We start from the raw sequence: 17,079 nt of genomic DNA on the forward strand, positions 1-17,079 counted from the left end.
CGTGTCCCGTTCGCCTTCACGGTCCCTTCGAGGCGATCTTCGATGCAAAAACGTTCGACTTTCAGCACGGGCCTGCTCCCTTATCTGCTCGTCGCGCCGCAGCTCGCCATTACGCTCGTGTTTTTCGTATGGCCCGCCGGCGTCGCGCTCTGGCAATCGACGCAAACGCAGGACGCGTTCGGCACCTCGAGCGAATTCGTCGGCTTCGCGAACTTCCGCCAGCTATTCGGCGACCCGCTGTATCTGTCGTCGTTCAATACGACGCTGATTTTCAGCGCGCTCGTGACCGTCAGCGGCCTCGCGATCTCGCTGCTGCTCGCCGCCTGCGCGGACCGCGTGACGCGCGGCGCGAAAGCGTACCAGACGCTGCTGATCTGGCCATACGCCGTCGCGCCCGCGATCGCCGCCGTGCTGTGGGCCTTTCTGTTCAACCCGAGCATCGGGCTCGTCACCTACGCGCTCGCGAAATACGGCATCGTCTGGAATCACGCGTTGAATCCGGGCCAGGCCATGTTTCTTGTCGTGCTCGCCTCGGTCTGGAAGCAGGTCAGCTACAACTTCCTGTTCTTCTACGCGGGCTTGCAGGCCATTCCGCGTTCGCTGATCGAAGCGGCCGCGATCGACGGCGCGGGTCCGGTGCGCCGCTTCTTCGGCATCGCGCTGCCGCTGCTGTCGCCGACCAGCTTCTTCCTGCTCGTCGTGAACATTGTCTACGCGTTCTTCGACACCTTCCCGATCATCGACGCCGCGACCGCCGGCGGCCCAGCGCAGTCGACCAGAACGCTGATCTACAAGATCTTCGCCGAAGGCTTCCAGGGGCTCGACATCGGCAGCTCCGGCGCGCAATCGGTCGTGCTGATGCTGATCGTCGTCGGCCTGACCGTCGTGCAGTTCCGTTTCATCGAGCGCAAGGTCCAATACGCATGATCGAAAATCGCCGCGGTTTCGACCTCTTCTGCCACGCGGTGCTGATCGTCGGCGTGCTGCTCGTCGTGTTTCCGGTCTACGTCGCGTTTTGCGCGGCAACGATGAACGAGCACGAAGTATTCAACGTACCGCTGTCGCTCGTGCCGAGCACGCATCTCTTCGAAAACATGGCGACCGTCTGGCGCCACGGCAGCGGCAACGCGGCGAGCCCGTTCGGCACGATGCTGCTGAACAGCCTCGTGATGGCGCTCGTCATTTCGATCGGCAAGATCGCGGTGTCGATCATCTCCGCGTTCGCGATCGTGTTTTTCCGCTTTCCGTTCAGGAATCTCGCGTTCTGGCTCATCTTCATCACGCTGATGCTGCCGGTCGAGGTGCGGATCTTTCCGACCGTGCAGGTCGTGTCGTCGCTGCATCTGGCCAACACGTATGCGGGCCTCACGCTGCCGCTGATCGCATCGGCCACGGCAACCTTCCTGTTCCGCCAGTTCTTCATGACGCTGCCCGATGAACTGATCGAAGCCGCGCGCATCGACGGCGCGGGCGCGCTGCGTTTCTTTTGGGACATCGTCCTGCCGCTGTCGAAGACGAATATCGCGGCGCTCTTCGTCATCACGTTTATCTACGGCTGGAACCAGTACTTGTGGCCGATTCTGATCACGAACGACGCGTCGTTGATGACGGCGGTGATCGGCATCAAAAGCATGATCGCATCGGGCGATACCGCCACCGAATGGCATCTCGTGATGGCCGCGACGCTGCTCGCCATGCTGCCGCCGCTCGTCGTCGTGCTCGCGATGCAGCGCTGGTTCGTGCGCGGTCTCGTCGATGCCGAAAAATGACGCGCAACCGTCATGGGCAAAATTCAAGGGCATAACGCATGGCCGCACTGACACTCAAAGGCGTAAAGAAAACCTACGACGGCAAGCAGTTCGTGCTGCACGGCATCGATGCGGCCGTGGCCGACGGCGAGTTCGTCGTGATGGTCGGTCCGTCGGGCTGCGGCAAGTCGACATTGCTGCGCATGGTGGCGGGCCTCGAGCGAATCAGCGAAGGCACGATCGCGATCGACGGCACGGTTGTCAATAACCTCGAGCCGAAGGACCGCAACATCGCGATGGTGTTTCAGAACTATGCGCTGTATCCGCATATGACCGTCGCGGAAAATATGGGCTACGCGCTGAAGATCGCAGGCGTCGACCGCGCGACGATCGGGCGGCGCGTGCAGGCTGCAGCGCAGATTCTCGAACTCGAGCCGCTGCTGTCGCGCAAACCGCGCGAGTTGTCGGGCGGTCAGCGGCAGCGTGTCGCGATGGGCCGCGCGATCGTGCGCGAGCCGTCCGTGTTTCTGTTCGACGAACCGTTGTCGAACCTCGATGCGCGGCTGCGCGTACAGATGCGCCTCGAAATCCAGCGCCTGCATGCGCGCCTCGCCACGACGAGCCTTTACGTCACGCACGATCAGATCGAAGCGATGACGCTCGCGCAACGCGTGATCGTCATGAACCGCGGCAAGGCCGAACAGATCGGCGCGCCGACCGAAGTCTACGAACGGCCGGCGACGATGTTCGTTGCGGGCTTTATCGGCTCGCCGGGCATGAATCTGCTCGAAGGCCGCATTTCCGACGACGGCACGAGCTTCGAGGTGGCCGGCGATGTCGCAGGCAATGGCGGCGGGCGCGGCCCGAGCTTGCCGCTGGCAGGCGTGCCATGCGTCGGGCGCGAGGTGGCGGCCGGCCGCGAATGGGTGCTCGGCATCCGGCCCGAGCATCTGACGCCGGGGCAGCCGGGCGCCGCAGGCGTGACGCTGACGGTCGATTCGTGCGAGTTGCTCGGCGCGGACAATCTCGCGCATGGACGGTGGGGCAAGCACGACGTGACCGCGCGTTTGCCGCACGCGCATCGGCCCGCGGCCGGCGATGCACTCGAACTCTCACTGCCGGCACAGCATCTGCATTTCTTCGATCCGGCGAGCGGGCAGCGCGCGAACCAGGATCAGCCCGCCGGCCGATCCTAGTTCGTCACGGCGCGTCGCCACAACCGATCGCCTTGCGTTGACCGCCGCTCGACGCCGCCGCCAGCGACGCGCGAATCGCCGACATCTGCCTCGGCGAGTCGGACAGCACCGCGTCGACGCCAAGACACGCCATCGCGCGATAGTCGTCGGCGTTATTGACCGCGATCGCGACGATCCGCACATCGGGCTGCTGACGGAAGCAGGCGACGGTGGCCGGCGTCCACAACGTCGCGTTCACCTCGGAGCCGCCCTCGCCGAGGGTGAATTCCTCCGTCACCTTCAAAACACGGTGCAGTTCGAATGCCGTCCATGTGTGCGCGGCAGGCGCATCGTCGCATTGGCCCGCGAGCAGCGCGCGCACGAGACGCTGCCGCGTCGCATCGCGCGACTCGAACACACGCGCCTGCGGGTACGCGGCAAAGCTGCGTTGGTACGCGGCGTCGGTCGAATAGATCGTCACGCGCGACCATGCGTCTTGTTCGGTCAACACGCGCGCGACGGCGTGCGCCTGCGGTTCGGCCGGCGTCGCCTTCATATCGAGCATGACCGGGATATGCGCGGGGATCGCACGCAACGCCTCGCTGAGCGTCGGAATAGAGGCGGGATGAGCGCGATACGGATAGGGATTGCCGCTATCGGCGCCCTTGAAGGTCCAGCCCGCGTTGATATGCGCCAACTGCGCCGCGCTATGCGACGCGACCGGTCCCTTTGCGTCGGTCAATGCCGACAGATCCGCGGGCCGATAGAGCACGGGCACGCCGTCCATGCTTAGCTGAACGGTGAGCCAGATCGCATCGGCGTGGTTCGCTATCGCGAGCCTGATCGCTTCGAGTGTGTTTTCCGGCGCGTCGGCGGTGCCGCCGCGGTGCGCGACGATGCGCGGCAAGGTCGATGCCGCAGCGTCCACGGCCGGTTGCGCCGCGGACCCGGCGCCGCAAGCCGACACAAGCAGGACTGCCGACAGCGCGGAAGCCGCGCAGAGCGTTCTGAACACGTTATTACCTGCTTCGAATGGTGAAAGAGCAAACGAGTTTATGTGGCGCGAATCGCGACGGGTCGTTATATATCATTACGGGCGCCGTCCCTGACGGGAACAGCACCCGCAACATCGCTTCGTCGCTTGCGACCGTACCCCTGCCATGCCGTGGCATTGCCGTTCGCCACGCCCGCGCCATCGGCCGCGAAGTACAATGGCACCTCCTCCCGCTGCGCTCGCGGCTTCACCATCGTACGAACCGCAGCATCGCGTACCAGCCGCACCGCGCGCGGGAGCCGGTCACAGCCGGTCAATGCACGTTGCCGGATCGTCGGACATGTTGTCGTGCACGCGTGAACGCTGTGCCATCCACCCCTCGCCGCCCGCCCGGCTCGATGCAGGCCGGCGGCGTCAACGCCCAATTGCAAGCAAATGGCCCAATACGTCTTCACCATGAACCGGGTCGGCAAGATCGTGCCGCCCAAGCGTCAAATTCTGAAGGACATCTCGCTGTCGTTCTTCCCCGGTGCGAAGATCGGCGTGCTCGGCCTGAACGGCTCGGGCAAATCGACACTGATCAAGATCATGGCCGGCGTCGACAAGGATATCGAAGGCGAAGCGACGCCGATGCCGAACCTGAACATCGGCTACCTGCCGCAGGAACCGCAGCTCGACCCGCAAAAGACCGTGCGCGAAGCGGTCGAGGAAGGTCTCGGCGACGTGTTCAGCGCGCAGAAAAAGCTCGACGAAATTTATGCAGCGTACGCGGAGCCCGATGCCGACTTCGACAAGCTCGCCGCCGAACAGGCGAAGTACGAGGCGATCCTCGCCACTTCCGATGGCGGCAGCCCCGAGCAGCAGCTCGAAGTCGCGGCCGACGCACTGCGCCTGCCGCCGTGGGACGCGAAGATCGAGCATCTGTCGGGCGGCGAGAAGCGCCGCGTCGCGCTGTGCAAGCTGCTGCTCGAAAAGCCCGACATGCTGCTGCTCGACGAGCCGACCAACCACCTCGACGCCGAATCGGTCGAATGGCTCGAGCAGTTCCTCACGCGCTTCCCGGGCACCGTGGTGGCCGTCACGCACGATCGCTACTTCCTCGACAACGCAGCCGAGTGGATTCTCGAACTCGACCGCGGCCACGGCATTCCATGGAAGGGCAACTACAGCAGCTGGCTCGATCAGAAGGAAAATCGCCTGAAGCAGGAAGAGTCGTCGGAATCGGCGCGTCAGAAAGCGATCAGGAAAGAGCTCGAATGGGTGCGCCAGAATCCGAAGGGCCGTCAGGCGAAGTCGAAGGCACGTATCGCGCGCTTCGAGGAGCTCAACAGTCAGGAATACCAGAAGCGTAACGAAACGCAGGAAATCTTCATTCCGGCCGGCGAGCGGCTCGGCAATGAAGTGATCGAATTCAGGAACGTCAGCAAGTCGTACGGCGATCGTTTGCTGATCGATAACCTGAGCTTCAAGATTCCGGCGGGCGCGATTGTCGGCATCATCGGACCGAACGGCGCGGGCAAGTCGACGCTGTTCCGCATGCTGACGGGCCGCGAGCAGCCCGATTCGGGCGAGATCGTGCGCGGACCGACGGTGAAAGTCGCGTACGTCGACCAGAGCCGCGACGCGCTCGACGGTTCGAAGACCGTGTTCGAGGAAATCTCGGGCGGCGCCGACGTGCTGACGGTCGGCAAGTACGAAACGCCGTCGCGCGCGTATATCGGCCGTTTCAACTTCAAGGGCGGGGACCAGCAGAAGAACGTCGGCACGCTGTCGGGCGGCGAGCGGGGACGGCTGCATCTGGCCAAGACGCTGATCGCGGGCGGCAACGTGCTGCTGCTCGACGAACCGTCGAACGACCTCGACGTCGAAACGCTGCGCGCGCTCGAAGATGCACTGCTCGAGTTCGCCGGCTCGGTGTTGGTGATCTCGCACGATCGCTGGTTCCTCGACCGCATCGCGACGCATATCCTCGCGTTCGAAGGCGATTCGCAAGCGACGTTCTTCGACGGCAACTATCAGGAATACGAGGCCGACAAGCGCGCCCGTCTCGGCGAAGAAGCGGCGCAGCCGAAACGTCTGCGGTATAAGCCGATTACGCGGTAAGCGCGTTGGTTGGCGGTTAAACACAGGGTGGCTGGGTCTGGCCGCCCGGTTGTCCGTCGGGTCGGTCGCGTCCGCCTGGTCCACCAGGAAGGGCCTACGACGATGCGCAGCCTCGCTCGTATATTTCGGCATGGCGTTTGCTGCCCGACGCTTTGCAGCAGCCGCGGCCAGGGCCGGCCGGAAACGACTGCCACACGGTGGATGACGACAAGGAGGCAGAATGACGATGTCGGTGGGCAAGCGCGTAATCGTCGGCGTGGTCGCCGTCATCATCGTGCTCGCGGTCCTGGCGCTTGGCGGTTTGTACTATGTGCAGCGCGAAGTCAAAGCGCGCGTCACCGAGGCGCTCGGGCCGCTCGGCAGCGCCGAGCGTATCGACGTCGGCTTCACGTCGATCAGGCTTACCAACGTGCGCCTGATCGCGCCAAAAGACTGGCCGACGCCCAATACCTTGCGTGCCGCGCAGATCACGCTGGAACCGGATCTGCGTGACGCGTTGATGCGGCGGCCCTTGCACATCCGCGAAGTGGTGGTCAGCGATTTCACGCTCGCGGCAATTCGCAAGCCGGGCGGTACGGTCGAGTTGCTGCCAAATCTGCGGCAATCCATTAGCAGCACGCAGCCAGCGGCCAGCACACCCGGCGCGCGCCAGGCACCGCCTGCGGAAAAACTGATCGATCAGGTCCGCTTCGAGCGCGGCACATTCGATTTCTACGATCAAATGGTCAGCCAGCCGCCATACAAGGTCAGCGTGACCGACGCGAATGCAACCGTCGATCACATTCATCTGCCGGAACTCGACGAACCGACGTCGGTGGCGGTCACGGGCTCGATCAAAGGCCCCGAACATACCGGCAAGGTCGGACTCAACGGCTGGATCAGAATCGCTAACAAGGACTCGCAGCTGACGACGACGCTGCGCGGCGTCGATATCGTGATGCTCGACCCGTATATGCTCAAGAAGGCCGGCGCCAAAGCACGCGTGACCGGCGGTACGCTCGACCTGAGCGTCGAATCGACGGTGCGCGACTATCGCATCCACGCGCCCGGCATGCTGACGTTGCACCATCTGCGGCTTCAGGAATCGGACAACCCGCTCGACACGTTTATGTCGATTCCGACGCGCGCGGCCGTCGCCGCACTGAAGAGCCATGGCGACGAGATCACGCTGCATTTCGTGCTCGACGGCAATCTGCGCGACCCAAAGTTCAAGCTCAACGAAAGCCTGATGACCGAGCTGCGCGCGAACTTCGCGAAGGCGCTCGGCGTGAGCGCGGAGGGTGTCGCGAAGGGCGCCGGTGAAACGGTGAAGGGACTTGGCAACGCGTTGAAGAATCTGCTTGGGCAGTAAGCGCGCGGCTGGATGAGCAATGCGCACGAGCAAAGCGCACGAGCAAAGCGCGGCGCGCGCCGGCGGCGCATGCGATCGCTGATCGCGCGGCGTGCCAGCCGCTGCACGCCGAATGCTGTTTAAACCGGCAAACCGAGTTCGCGCAGCTTCGCTTCGGTCTGTGCCGCGCTCGTATGGTGCACGCCATGCCAGCCGAGCGCACTCGCCGCTTCGGCATTCTTGAGGTTGTCGTCGATAAAGACGAGTTCGTGCGGCGCCACGCCCGGCACATGCGCTTCGATGCGCTCGCGCATCATGCCGAAGATCGCTGGGTCCGGCTTCACGAGCTTCACTCGCCCCGACACGATGATGTCGCGAAAGCGCCGCAGCACCGGATAGTTCTCCCACGCGTACGGGAACGTCTCGGCCGACCAGTTCGTCAAGCCGAAGATCGGCACACCGGCTGCATCGAGCTTATCGACCGTTGCGACGCCGTCGTGCAGCACGCCGGCCACCATCTCGTGCCAGCGCTCGTAAAACGCGCGGATCAGCGGCTCATGATCGGGAAACTGCTCGATCAGTTCGGCCGTGCCCTCGGCAATCGGCTGGCCGCCGTCCTGCCGAATGACCCACTCCATCGTGCACACGTTCGCGAGAAACCACTGACGCTCGGTTTCGTCCGGAATCAACGTGCGGTACAGGTACTGCGGGCTCCAGTCGATCAGCACGCCGCCGAAATCGAACACGACTGCCTTGATGGTCATGCAAACTCCGTTGTTGGTCGCAGAATTGAGGGAGCGCCCGGCGGCGTACGGTTCGCGGTTCGCGACGATCCGATCGGTCAGATCGGTCAGATCGATGAGACCGATCAGATCGCCTTCGTCCGCGTCTCGAGCCACGCCTTCGCATCGCCCGACACATGCGGCGCGATTCGCGCGCGCACCGTCTCGTGATACGCGTTGAGCCACGCGCGCTCGTCGTCGCGCAACAGCGGCAGCGCGATGCAACGCGTGTCGATCGGGCACAGCGTCAGCGTTTCGAACTCGAGGAAATCGCCGAACTCGGTCCTGCCGGCCGCGCGGTTCAGCACAAGGTTTTCGATGCGGATGCCCCATTTGCCGGGCCGATAGATGCCCGGCTCGATCGACGTGATCATCCCCTCTTCCATCGCGGTCCACGCTTCGGCCGGCGCGTAATGCGAGATGACCTGCGGCCCTTCGTGCACATTCAGGAAATAGCCGACGCCATGGCCGGTGCCATGACCGTAGTCGGCGCCGGCTTCCCAGATCGGTGCGCGCGCGATCGCGTCGAGCATCGGCGAGCGGATGCCGCGCGGAAAGCGCGCGCGCGACAGCGCGATCGTGCCTTTGAGCACCGTCGTGAAGTCGCGTCGGTGCGCGTCGTCGATCGTACCGATCGGCACGACGCGCGTGATGTCGGTGGTGCCGCTCAGGTACTGGCCGCCCGAATCGATCAGCAGCAGCCCGTTGCCTTCGATCGTCGCATGCGACTCCGGCAACGCGCGGTAGTGCGGCATCGCGCCGTTCGCGTTGAATGCGGCGATCGTCGAAAAGCTCAACGTGACGAAGCCGGGACGGCGCGCGCGAGCCGCCGTCAGACGTTCGTCGACGGTCAGTTCGGTGATCGTCTCGCGGCCGAGCGCGCCTTCGAACCATGCGAAGAATTCGGCGAGCGCCGCGCCGTCCGGTTCCATCGTCGCGCGCACCTGCGCGGCCTCGGCCTCGGTCTTGCGCGACTTGAACAGGGTGGTCGGATTGATCGCCTCGACCACCTTCACGTGCGACGGCACCGGCTGCAGCATGCCGAACGTCACGCGCCGCGGGTCCACCAGCAGCGTCGCGCCAGCAGGCAGCGCCGCGAGCGCGCCGGCCGCCTGCGCATACGGCTCGACGCGAACGCCATCGCGCGCAAGCGCGTCGGCAAGCGGCGCCGGCACCTTGCCCTCGACCACGAACAGCGTCGCGCGTTCGAGCCCGATCAGCGCATGCGCGACGAACACCGGGTTGTAGTTCACGTCGGCGCCGCGCAGGTTCAGGAGCCACGCGAGGTCGTCGAGCGTCGAGATGAAATGCCACTGCGCGCCTTGCTCCTGCATGGCGCGGCGCACCCGCGCGAGCTTGTCCGCGCGCGCGACGCTCGCTTGCGGCGGTGCATGTTCGTAGACCGCATCGGCCGGCAGCGGCGGGCGTTGCGGCCAGATCGCATCGAGCAGATCGACGTCGGTGCGCAGCTTGACGCCGCGTGCCGCGAGCGCGTCGCCGAGCGCACGCGCAGCCGCGACCCCGAGCACCGCGCCGTCGACGCCGACCGTGCCGCCCGACGCCACGTTCTGCGCGAGCCATTCGATATGCGGCTGCGTCAGCTGGCCGCCCATCATTTTCATGAGCGCAATGCCGGTGCCGGCCAGTTGCGCTTCGGCCTGCACCCAATAACGGCTGTCGACCCACAGGCCCGCGAAGTCCGGCGTCACCACGAGCGTGCCGACCGAACCGGTGAAGCCCGATAGCCACTCGCGCCCTTTCCAGCGGCCCGGCAAATACTCGGACAGGTGCGGATCGGCCGATGGCACCAGATAAGCGGCAAGGCCGGCGTGCGTCATGGCGCCACGCAGTTGCGCGATTCGTTCGGGAATCGATGCAGTTTCAGGGAGTCGGACGTTCATCGTGTTCACCAGAAAATATTGAGCGGCATTTCAGCGCCGCCGTGACAGCAGGCCGACCGCGGCGGCGACCGCGACGAGCGCGACCGCCGTGCAGACCGGCCATTCGAGCGTATCGCCATCGCGAAAAAGCGTCGTGACATGGCCGGCCATGCGCGCCAGGGCCGCGCCGAGCACGCCCGCGAGCACCGCCACCCATAGCCGCGCGCCGCTTCTGCGCCGCAGCGGATGCAGCCACCAGCCCGCCAGCCCGACCGCGATGCCGACGACGACGACGCCGGACCACCCCATCAGCGACGCCCCTCGGGCCGCGACGGAATTGTCCGAAGTTTCGGATTTGTCCCATTTGCCGGCACGCCGACGATAGTTAGCATTTTTTCTCTCATTAACCAGAAGGTCAGCACGGCGCTTATCTGCGCCGCTGTTCATCGGCGGTTCGCCAGCAGTCGCGCGGGCGATGGGTAGCGGTTGAGTTTAGGGGCGGGAATACCGTTAGGCAAGCCACCACGCCTACGCGCTCGCCTCCTCGCTCGCAAGCTTAAGGCGCCGGTCTGCAACGCGTCCCCATGCGAATCGCCCTCATCGAGCCGGACCTTCGCCACGCGGCACTCGTCACCCGCCTGCTGCTCGCCGCAGGCCACGCGTGCCAGCACTTCAGCGCGAGCGAGCCATTCCTCTGTAGCGCCCGGCAGCTTTTCTTCGATCTTCTCGTCACCGAAGTCTGGGCCGGCGACCGCTGCGCCGAGGACGTCATCGCGCTCGCGCGCAAGGTGCTGCCGGGCCTGCCCATCATCGTCACAATGAAAGCGCCGCGCGAAAGCGAACTCGTGGCTGCGCTGCACGCGGGCGCCGACGACTGCGTCGCGAAGCCGGTGCGCGGCCCCGAAATGCTTGCCCGCGTCGATGCGCTGATTCGCCGCGCGGGCTTTCGCCGGCCGCGCAACCGCGCGCGCGAGACGTTTGGCGAATATGCGTTCGACGGCGGACGCTCGCTCGTCGTCTGTCGGGGTCAGGTCATTCCGATGACGCCGAAGGAACTGCGCTTCGCGCTCCTGCTGTTTTCCAATATGTCGCGGCCCGTTTCGCGCGCCCAGATACTTGAAACCGTCTGGGGCCGCCGCGACATCAAGTCGCGCACGCTCGACACGCATGCCTCGCGCATCCGCGCGAAGCTCGAATTGCGGCCCGAGCGCGGCTACGCGTTGACGCCGTTGTACGGCTACGGCTACCGGCTCGACCCTGTCTCCGCCGCAGACGGCAACGGCGACGGGGACGAGCCGCCCCGGACTGAAACAATCGTGGAAACGCTATAATATGGGGCTAAACCATAGCCCCAGTCGCCGGGCTGTCCCCATTTATGCAGCTTTTAACGATCGGAATCAATCACCACACTGCGCCAGTCGCCCTGCGCGAACGCGTGGCGTTTCCGCTCGAACAGATCAAGCCCGCGCTCGACGCGTTCAAGGAGCTGTGGCTCGGCCGCGCGGCGCCCAACGCGCCTGAAGCCGCGATCCTGTCCACCTGCAACCGCACCGAACTCTACTGCGCCACCGACGACCGCGCGGCCCGTGAAGCCGCGATCCGGTGGCTGTCGATGTACCACAATCTCCCGGTCGACGAACTCGCACCGCATGTCTACGCGCTGCCGCAGTCGGAAGCCGTGCGCCACGCGTTTCGCGTCGCATCGGGGCTCGATTCGATGGTGCTCGGTGAAACCCAGATCGTCGGTCAGATGAAGGACGCGGTGCGCACGGCATCCGAGGCCGGCGCGCTCGGCACGTATCTGAACCAGCTGTTCCAGCGCACGTTCGCCGTGGCGAAGGAAGTGCGCAGCACGACCGAAATCGGCGCGCAGTCCGTATCGATGGCCGCTGCGGCCGTGCGGCTCGCGCAGCGCATTTTCGACAAGGTATCGAACCAGCGCGTGCTTTTTATCGGCGCCGGCGAAATGATCGAGCTGTGCGCGACGCACTTCGCCGCGCAACAGCCGCGTGAACTCGTGATCGCGAACCGTACCGCCGAGCGCGGCGAGCGCCTCGCCGAACGTTTCAACGGCCGCGCGATTCAGCTTGCCGAACTGCCGACGCGCATGCACGAATTCGACATCATCGTGTCGTGCACGGCGTCGACGCTGCCTATCATCGGCCTCGGCGCAGTCGAGCGCGCCGTCAAGGCGCGCCGTCACCGCCCGATTTTCATGGTCGATCTCGCCGTGCCGCGCGACATCGAGCCGGAAGTCGGCTTGCTCGAAGACGTGTTCCTGTACACCGTGGACGATCTCGGCGCGATCGTCCGCGAAGGCAATGCGTCGCGTCAGGCGGCCGTCGCGCAGGCCGAGGCGATCATCGAAACGCGCGTGCAGAACTTCATGCAGTGGCTCGACGCGCGCAGCATCGTGCCGGTCATTCGCCATATGCATACGCAGGCGGACGCGCTGCGCCGCGCCGAAGTCGATAAAGCGCTCAAGATGCTCGCGCGCGGCGACGATCCTGCCGTCGTGCTCGAAGCGCTGTCGCAATCCATCACGAACAAGCTGATCCACGGTCCGACGCATGCGCTGAACCGTGCGAACAGCGACAACCGCGCCACCCTCATCGAACTGATGAGCGGCTTCTACAAACACAATCACACGCCCGAGCGTTAGCTGCGCTAACGCATATCGGGCGTCGGCGCTCCGGCAGCCACCAGCAACTGGCGCTTTCCGGAACGTGCGCGGCGCCCCGGCCCGCGGCCTGAGTGCCTGTTTGCAGTTCCGTGGTACAGGCCACCCGCTTCCCCAATTCTGGCTATCACTTCCGGAGCCCGCTCCGGAGCGCAACGAAAATCCCATGAAAACGAGCATGCAAAGCAAGCTCGACCAGCTCACCACACGGCTGGCCGAACTGAATGACCTGTTGAGCCGCGCGGACGTCACCGCGAATCTCGATCAATACCGCAAACTCACGCGCGAGCATGCGGAGCTGGGACCCGTCGTCGAGCATTACGCGCTGTGGCGCCAGGCCGTCAACGATGCGGCGACCGCGCAGGAACTGATGTCGGATCCGTCGATGAAGGAATTCGCCGAAGAAGAAAACCGCGCGGCGCGCGAGCGGATGGAGCAACTCGAGGCCGAATTGCAGCGCATGCTGCTGCCGAAAGACCCGAACGACGAGCGCAATATCTTCCTCGAAATCCGTGCGGGCACGGGCGGCGACGAGTCGGCGCTGTTCGCGGGCGATTTGCTGCGCATGTATCTGCGCTACGCGGAACGTAATCGCTGGCAGGTCGAAATGATGTCGGCAAGCGAATCGGACCTCGGCGGCTACAAGGAAGTGATCGTGCGCATTGCGGGCGAGGCGGCTTACTCGAAGCTCAAGTTCGAATCGGGCGGACATCGCGTGCAGCGCGTGCCGGCCACCGAAACGCAAGGCCGCATCCATACGTCCGCGTGCACGGTCGCGGTCATGCCGGAAGCCGATGAGATCGGGGAAGTCGAGATCAATCCGTCCGATCTGCGCATCGATACGTTCCGCGCGTCGGGTGCCGGCGGCCAGCACATCAACAAAACGGACTCGGCCGTGCGCGTTACGCACTTGCCGACGGGTATCGTCGTCGAGTGCCAGGACGATCGCTCGCAGCACAAGAACAAGGACCGCGCGCTCAAAGTGCTCGCGGCGCGCATCAAGGACAAGCAATACCATGAGCAGCACGCGAAGGAGGCGGCCACGCGCAAGAGCCTGATCGGTTCGGGCGACCGCTCGGAGCGCATCCGCACCTACAACTTCCCGCAAGGGCGACTCACCGATCACCGCATCAACCTGACGCTGTATCGGCTCGAAGCGATCATGGAGGGCGATCTCGACGAGCTGATCGCCGCGCTCGTCAGCGAGCATCAGGCCGAGCTGCTCGCGTCGCTCGGGGACGCGGAATAAGCGATGGAACAAGCGGTGGAACAAGCGGCGAGACGAGCACAAAAATGAGCGGCGAAAGGTCCGGCAGAATATCCGGCGAATCGGAACCGGCCACGGTTGCCGCGCTGCTTCGCGCGTCGCCGCTGCTGGCGCTCGAGGCGCGCATTCTGCTCGGGCATGCGCTGGGCTGGCGGCGGACCGAACTGATCACGCGCGCCGAAGAACCGCTCGATGCTGTGCAGGTCGCGCTCTGGCATCGGCTCGAAGCGCGGCGCGTCGCGGGCGAGCCGGTCGCCCAACTGGTCGGCGCGCGCGAGTTCTACGGACTCGAATTCGAAGTCACGCCGCATGTGCTGATTCCGCGGCCGGAGACCGAACTGCTGGTCGAAACCGCGCTCCACGTCATCGCCAACCGCACACGCCCGCGTGTGCTCGATCTCGGCACGGGAACCGGCGCGATTGCGGTCGCGATCGCGTCAGCGCGGCCCGATGCGCAGGTGTGGGCGGTCGACCGGTCGATTGATGCGTTGCAGGTCGCCGCGCGCAATGCGGCACGTCTGCTCGATGCGCAACGCCCCGGCGGCGCGCTGACCTTGCTGCATGGCGACTGGTACGCGCCGCTCGACACCCTGCGCGAAGGGCCACCCGGCGGCTCGCCTGACGCCCCGCCGCTGCGCTTCGATGCGATCGTCAGCAATCCGCCGTATATCGCCGGCGACGACCCGCATCTCGCGCAAGGCGATCTGCGCTTCGAGCCGCGCGGCGCGCTGACGGACGAAGCCGATGGCTTATCCGCGATACGTTCGATCGTGACGGAGGCGCCCGCATGGCTCGCCGCGCGCGGCGCACTATGGATCGAGCATGGCTACGATCAGGCGGCGGCCGTGCGCGCGCTGCTTGCGGCGCATGGGTTCCGCGACGTGCGCTCCGAATGCGATCTGGCCGGGATCGAGCGCATCAGCGGCGGCGAGCTGCCGCCTTCGACACCGTCGGCTCGCCCTGACGAAATCCGCTATCATTTGTAGTCAACCCTACTCATTTCCCGAATCGCAAGGTCAGTCATGGATACGCAACAACGCATCAAGCAGATCGTCGACGAAAACGCCGTCGTGCTCTTCATGAAGGGCAACGCGCAGTTTCCGATGTGCGGCTTCTCGGGCCGCGCGGTGCAGATCCTGAAGGCATGCGGCGTCGACGAGTTCAAGACCGTCAACGTGCTCGAAGACGACGAGGTCCGCCAGGGCATCAAGGCATTCTCGAACTGGCCGACCATCCCGCAGCTCTACGTAAAGGGCGAATTCGTCGGCGGCTCGGACATCATGATGGAGATGTACCAATCGGGCGAACTCCAGCAGTTGTTTGCCGCGGCTTAACGAAACGCATCAGCGCAAAGGGCTCGCGACGCCTGCGGGCCGCCTGGGGGGCCGCCACTTACGGCCGCCACTTATGGCCGCCAGCAATGCCACCCCATATCGCCGTGCCCATGGCCGCCGTATGGTTCGCCGGATAGCTGCCCGATAGCCTGCCGGTTGCGAGGCACTTCATGGACACACGCATTGCCGTACCCCGCCGCGTGATCGTCGCGATCACCGGCGCATCGGGCGCGATTTACGGCATCCGGCTGCTGCACGCGCTGCGTCGGATCGGCGGTGTCGAAAGTCATCTGCTCGTGTCGAGCGCCGGATGGCTCAATATTCATCACGAGCTTCAATTGACGAAAGAAGACGTGCACCCGCTCGCGGATGTCGTCCATTCGGTGCGCGATATCGGCGCGAGCGTCGCGTCGGGTTCGTTGACGACGCACGGCATGATCGTCGCACCCTGCTCGATGAAGACACTCGCGAGCATCGCGCACGGCCTCTCCGACAACCTCATTTGCCGCGCCGCCGACGTCACATTGAAAGAACGCCGCCGGCTCGTGCTGATGGTGCGCGAAACGCCGCTGAACCTCGTGCATCTGCGCAATATGACGGCCGTCACCGAGATGGGCGGCATCGTGTTTCCGTCCGTGCCGGCGTTTTACAGCAAGCCCGCTACGCTTGATGAGATGGTCGACTACACGGTGGCGCGCGTCGTCGATCTGCTTTCGCTCGGACCGTCGCTCGCACCGGCGTGGGAAGGGTTGGGCGCAAACGAATAGACTGCGGCGCCCTTGAACCGACAACCGAACGAACTTCACCGGACCGGAATTCACAACGCCCGCGACGCAATTAATTCCGCCTTGGCCCGTTTATCAAATGCCGGTGCGTCTATATAGTCGCTGCATCGAAACACACTCGCGTCGCGCCAACCCGCGACCGATGCCGCCATGACCCGCCTGCCGACGCTATTCCTTTCCCACGGCGCGCCGACGCTGCCGATCGACCCGTCGCTGCCGTCCGCCGAATTTGCCTCGCTGTCGGCCACATTGCCGCGCCCGAAAGCGATTCTGATGCTGTCCGCGCACTGGATGACTGCGAAGCCGGTCGCGAGCACCGCGAGCAAGCCGGAGACGATCCACGACTTCCACGGCTTCCCGCGCCAGCTCTACGACATCCGGTACCCGGCGCCCGGCGCACCCGATGTCGCGCGGCACGCGGCGGAACTGCTCGACGCCGCCGGTATTGCCACGTCGAGCGAACCGCACGGGCTCGACCATGGCGCGTGGGTGCCGATGCTGCTGATGTTCCCGTCCGCCGACATCCCGGTCGCACAGTTGTCGATCCAACCCCGCCTCGATCCCGGCCACCACTTCCGCGTCGGGCGCGCATTGCGCGCGCTGCGCGACGATGGCGTGATGGTGATCGGCTCCGGACAGATCACCCACAACCTGCGCGAAGCGGACTTTTCGGCTCGCCCGGAAGACGCCGACCCGCGCGTAACGGAGTTCACCGACTGGTTCGAAGCGCGTCTCGCCGCACGCGATGTCGACGCGCTGCTCGACTATCGACGCCACGCGCCGCACGCGGTATCGATGCACCCGACCGACGAACACCTGCTGCCGGTATTCGCCGCGCTAGGCGCCGCCGCCGACGATTATCAGATGCAGATCCAGCCGCTCGGCACCTATCAGCGCGTGCTCGCGATGACGAACTACGTGTTCACCGATGCCTGAGGTTTGCTGACGGTTTCCGAGGTGTGCCGAAGTCGCCCGGTGCCGCTCTCGCCGTGAAACCAACC

16 protein-coding genes are annotated in these 17,079 nt (G+C 65.1%); 12 read left to right on the top strand and 4 right to left on the bottom strand.

Annotation, left to right across the window (positions count from 1 at the left end; all coding sequences use genetic code 11):
- Window positions 1-42: 42 nt before the first annotated feature.
- Genes ugpA through QYH69_RS22470 form a run of 3 tightly spaced genes read left to right on the top strand, consistent with a single transcriptional unit; the run spans window position 43 to window position 2,944 of the window.
- On the top strand, window positions 43-927 hold the full coding sequence (ugpA, locus tag QYH69_RS22460; RefSeq protein WP_308833983.1) for a sn-glycerol-3-phosphate ABC transporter permease UgpA: 885 nt from the start codon (window positions 43-45) through the stop codon (window positions 925-927).
- The gene (gene ugpE / locus QYH69_RS22465) at window positions 924-1,769 is read left to right on the top strand and encodes a sn-glycerol-3-phosphate ABC transporter permease UgpE (protein WP_308833984.1); all 846 of its coding nucleotides are present in this window, start codon (window positions 924-926) and stop codon (window positions 1,767-1,769) included. Before ugpA ends, ugpE begins: the two co-directional genes overlap by 4 nt.
- Window positions 1,770-1,807: 38 nt before the next feature.
- Window positions 1,808-2,944, top strand: a complete 1,137-nt coding sequence (locus QYH69_RS22470) for a sn-glycerol-3-phosphate import ATP-binding protein UgpC (RefSeq protein ID WP_308833985.1) — start codon at window positions 1,808-1,810, stop codon at window positions 2,942-2,944.
- Between the two features lie 4 nt (window positions 2,945-2,948).
- Here the strand turns inward: QYH69_RS22470 and QYH69_RS22475 are convergent, their stop codons facing one another.
- Complete coding sequence (locus tag QYH69_RS22475; protein ID WP_374992471.1) at window positions 2,949-3,938, bottom strand: glycerophosphodiester phosphodiesterase family protein; 990 nt, start codon at window positions 3,936-3,938, stop codon at window positions 2,949-2,951.
- Window positions 3,939-4,352: 414 nt separating this feature from the next.
- Between QYH69_RS22475 and ettA the strand changes: the two genes are divergently transcribed.
- Both ettA and QYH69_RS22485 read left to right on the top strand, forming a co-directional pair.
- The gene (ettA, locus tag QYH69_RS22480; RefSeq protein ID WP_308833986.1) at window positions 4,353-6,020 is read left to right on the top strand and encodes an energy-dependent translational throttle protein EttA; all 1,668 of its coding nucleotides are present in this window, start codon (window positions 4,353-4,355) and stop codon (window positions 6,018-6,020) included.
- Between the two features lie 220 nt (window positions 6,021-6,240).
- A complete protein-coding gene (locus QYH69_RS22485; RefSeq protein WP_308833987.1) occupies window positions 6,241-7,371 on the top strand; it encodes a DUF748 domain-containing protein in 1,131 nt (376 codons plus the stop codon).
- Between the two features lie 119 nt (window positions 7,372-7,490).
- Here QYH69_RS22485 and QYH69_RS22490 read toward each other — a convergent pair whose 3' ends face one another.
- From QYH69_RS22490 to QYH69_RS22500, 3 genes are all read right to left on the bottom strand, one after another.
- Window positions 7,491-8,114: an HAD family phosphatase gene (locus tag QYH69_RS22490; RefSeq protein WP_308834061.1), complete on the bottom strand. Its 624-nt coding sequence runs from the start codon at window positions 8,112-8,114 to the stop codon at window positions 7,491-7,493.
- Between the two features lie 104 nt (window positions 8,115-8,218).
- Window positions 8,219-10,033, bottom strand: a complete 1,815-nt coding sequence (locus QYH69_RS22495) for an aminopeptidase P family protein (RefSeq protein WP_308833988.1) — start codon at window positions 10,031-10,033, stop codon at window positions 8,219-8,221.
- Between the two features lie 30 nt (window positions 10,034-10,063).
- Window positions 10,064-10,321 (bottom strand): hypothetical protein, encoded by a 258-nt coding sequence (locus QYH69_RS22500; RefSeq protein WP_308834062.1) that lies wholly within the window; start codon window positions 10,319-10,321, stop codon window positions 10,064-10,066.
- A 275-nt stretch (window positions 10,322-10,596) separates the two neighbouring features.
- Here QYH69_RS22500 and QYH69_RS22505 point away from each other — a divergent pair, with 275 nt between their 5' ends.
- The 7 genes from QYH69_RS22505 to QYH69_RS22535 all read left to right on the top strand — a co-directional run bounded on the left by QYH69_RS22505 (window position 10,597) and on the right by QYH69_RS22535 (window position 17,014).
- A complete protein-coding gene (locus QYH69_RS22505; RefSeq protein ID WP_308833989.1) occupies window positions 10,597-11,343 on the top strand; it encodes a response regulator transcription factor in 747 nt (248 codons plus the stop codon).
- Window positions 11,344-11,387: 44 nt separating this feature from the next.
- Entirely contained in the window at window positions 11,388-12,674 is a 1,287-nt protein-coding gene (hemA, locus tag QYH69_RS22510; RefSeq protein ID WP_308833990.1) for a glutamyl-tRNA reductase, read from the top strand.
- 184 nt (window positions 12,675-12,858) lie between these two features.
- Entirely contained in the window at window positions 12,859-13,941 is a 1,083-nt protein-coding gene (gene prfA / locus QYH69_RS22515) for a peptide chain release factor 1 (RefSeq protein WP_308833991.1), read from the top strand.
- A 44-nt stretch (window positions 13,942-13,985) separates the two neighbouring features.
- The gene (gene prmC / locus QYH69_RS22520) at window positions 13,986-14,945 is read left to right on the top strand and encodes a peptide chain release factor N(5)-glutamine methyltransferase (RefSeq protein ID WP_308833992.1); all 960 of its coding nucleotides are present in this window, start codon (window positions 13,986-13,988) and stop codon (window positions 14,943-14,945) included.
- Between the two features lie 36 nt (window positions 14,946-14,981).
- On the top strand, window positions 14,982-15,293 hold the full coding sequence (grxD, locus tag QYH69_RS22525; protein WP_308833993.1) for a Grx4 family monothiol glutaredoxin: 312 nt from the start codon (window positions 14,982-14,984) through the stop codon (window positions 15,291-15,293).
- Between the two features lie 170 nt (window positions 15,294-15,463).
- Complete coding sequence (locus QYH69_RS22530) at window positions 15,464-16,060, top strand: UbiX family flavin prenyltransferase (protein WP_308833994.1); 597 nt, start codon at window positions 15,464-15,466, stop codon at window positions 16,058-16,060.
- A 168-nt stretch (window positions 16,061-16,228) separates the two neighbouring features.
- The gene (locus QYH69_RS22535) at window positions 16,229-17,014 is read left to right on the top strand and encodes a class III extradiol ring-cleavage dioxygenase (protein ID WP_308833995.1); all 786 of its coding nucleotides are present in this window, start codon (window positions 16,229-16,231) and stop codon (window positions 17,012-17,014) included.
- Window positions 17,015-17,079: the final 65 nt, after the last annotated feature.

This window comes from Paraburkholderia sp. SARCC-3016 (assembly GCF_031119615.1).
Classification (GTDB): Bacteria; Pseudomonadota; Gammaproteobacteria; order Burkholderiales; family Burkholderiaceae; genus Paraburkholderia.

Excerpts from the sequence above, each read along its gene's own strand:
- grxD (WP_308833993.1), top strand. The coding sequence starts at position 14,982 with ATGGATACGCAACAACGCATCAAGCAGATCGTCGACGAAAACGCCGTC.
- ugpE (WP_308833984.1), top strand. The coding sequence starts at position 924 with ATGATCGAAAATCGCCGCGGTTTCGACCTCTTCTGCCACGCGGTGCTG.
- ettA (WP_308833986.1), top strand. The coding sequence starts at position 4,353 with ATGGCCCAATACGTCTTCACCATGAACCGGGTCGGCAAGATCGTGCCG.
- QYH69_RS22500 (WP_308834062.1), bottom strand. The coding sequence starts at position 10,321 with ATGGGGTGGTCCGGCGTCGTCGTCGTCGGCATCGCGGTCGGGCTGGCG.
- QYH69_RS22505 (WP_308833989.1), top strand. The coding sequence starts at position 10,597 with ATGCGAATCGCCCTCATCGAGCCGGACCTTCGCCACGCGGCACTCGTC.
- prfA (WP_308833991.1), top strand. The coding sequence starts at position 12,859 with ATGAAAACGAGCATGCAAAGCAAGCTCGACCAGCTCACCACACGGCTG.
- QYH69_RS22470 (WP_308833985.1), top strand. The coding sequence starts at position 1,808 with ATGGCCGCACTGACACTCAAAGGCGTAAAGAAAACCTACGACGGCAAG.
- QYH69_RS22535 (WP_308833995.1), top strand. The coding sequence starts at position 16,229 with ATGACCCGCCTGCCGACGCTATTCCTTTCCCACGGCGCGCCGACGCTG.
- QYH69_RS22490 (WP_308834061.1), bottom strand. The coding sequence starts at position 8,114 with ATGACCATCAAGGCAGTCGTGTTCGATTTCGGCGGCGTGCTGATCGAC.
- QYH69_RS22495 (WP_308833988.1), bottom strand. The coding sequence starts at position 10,033 with ATGAACGTCCGACTCCCTGAAACTGCATCGATTCCCGAACGAATCGCG.
- prmC (WP_308833992.1), top strand. The coding sequence starts at position 13,986 with ATGAGCGGCGAAAGGTCCGGCAGAATATCCGGCGAATCGGAACCGGCC.
- QYH69_RS22485 (WP_308833987.1), top strand. The coding sequence starts at position 6,241 with ATGACGATGTCGGTGGGCAAGCGCGTAATCGTCGGCGTGGTCGCCGTC.
- QYH69_RS22530 (WP_308833994.1), top strand. The coding sequence starts at position 15,464 with ATGGACACACGCATTGCCGTACCCCGCCGCGTGATCGTCGCGATCACC.
- hemA (WP_308833990.1), top strand. The coding sequence starts at position 11,388 with ATGCAGCTTTTAACGATCGGAATCAATCACCACACTGCGCCAGTCGCC.
- ugpA (WP_308833983.1), top strand. The coding sequence starts at position 43 with ATGCAAAAACGTTCGACTTTCAGCACGGGCCTGCTCCCTTATCTGCTC.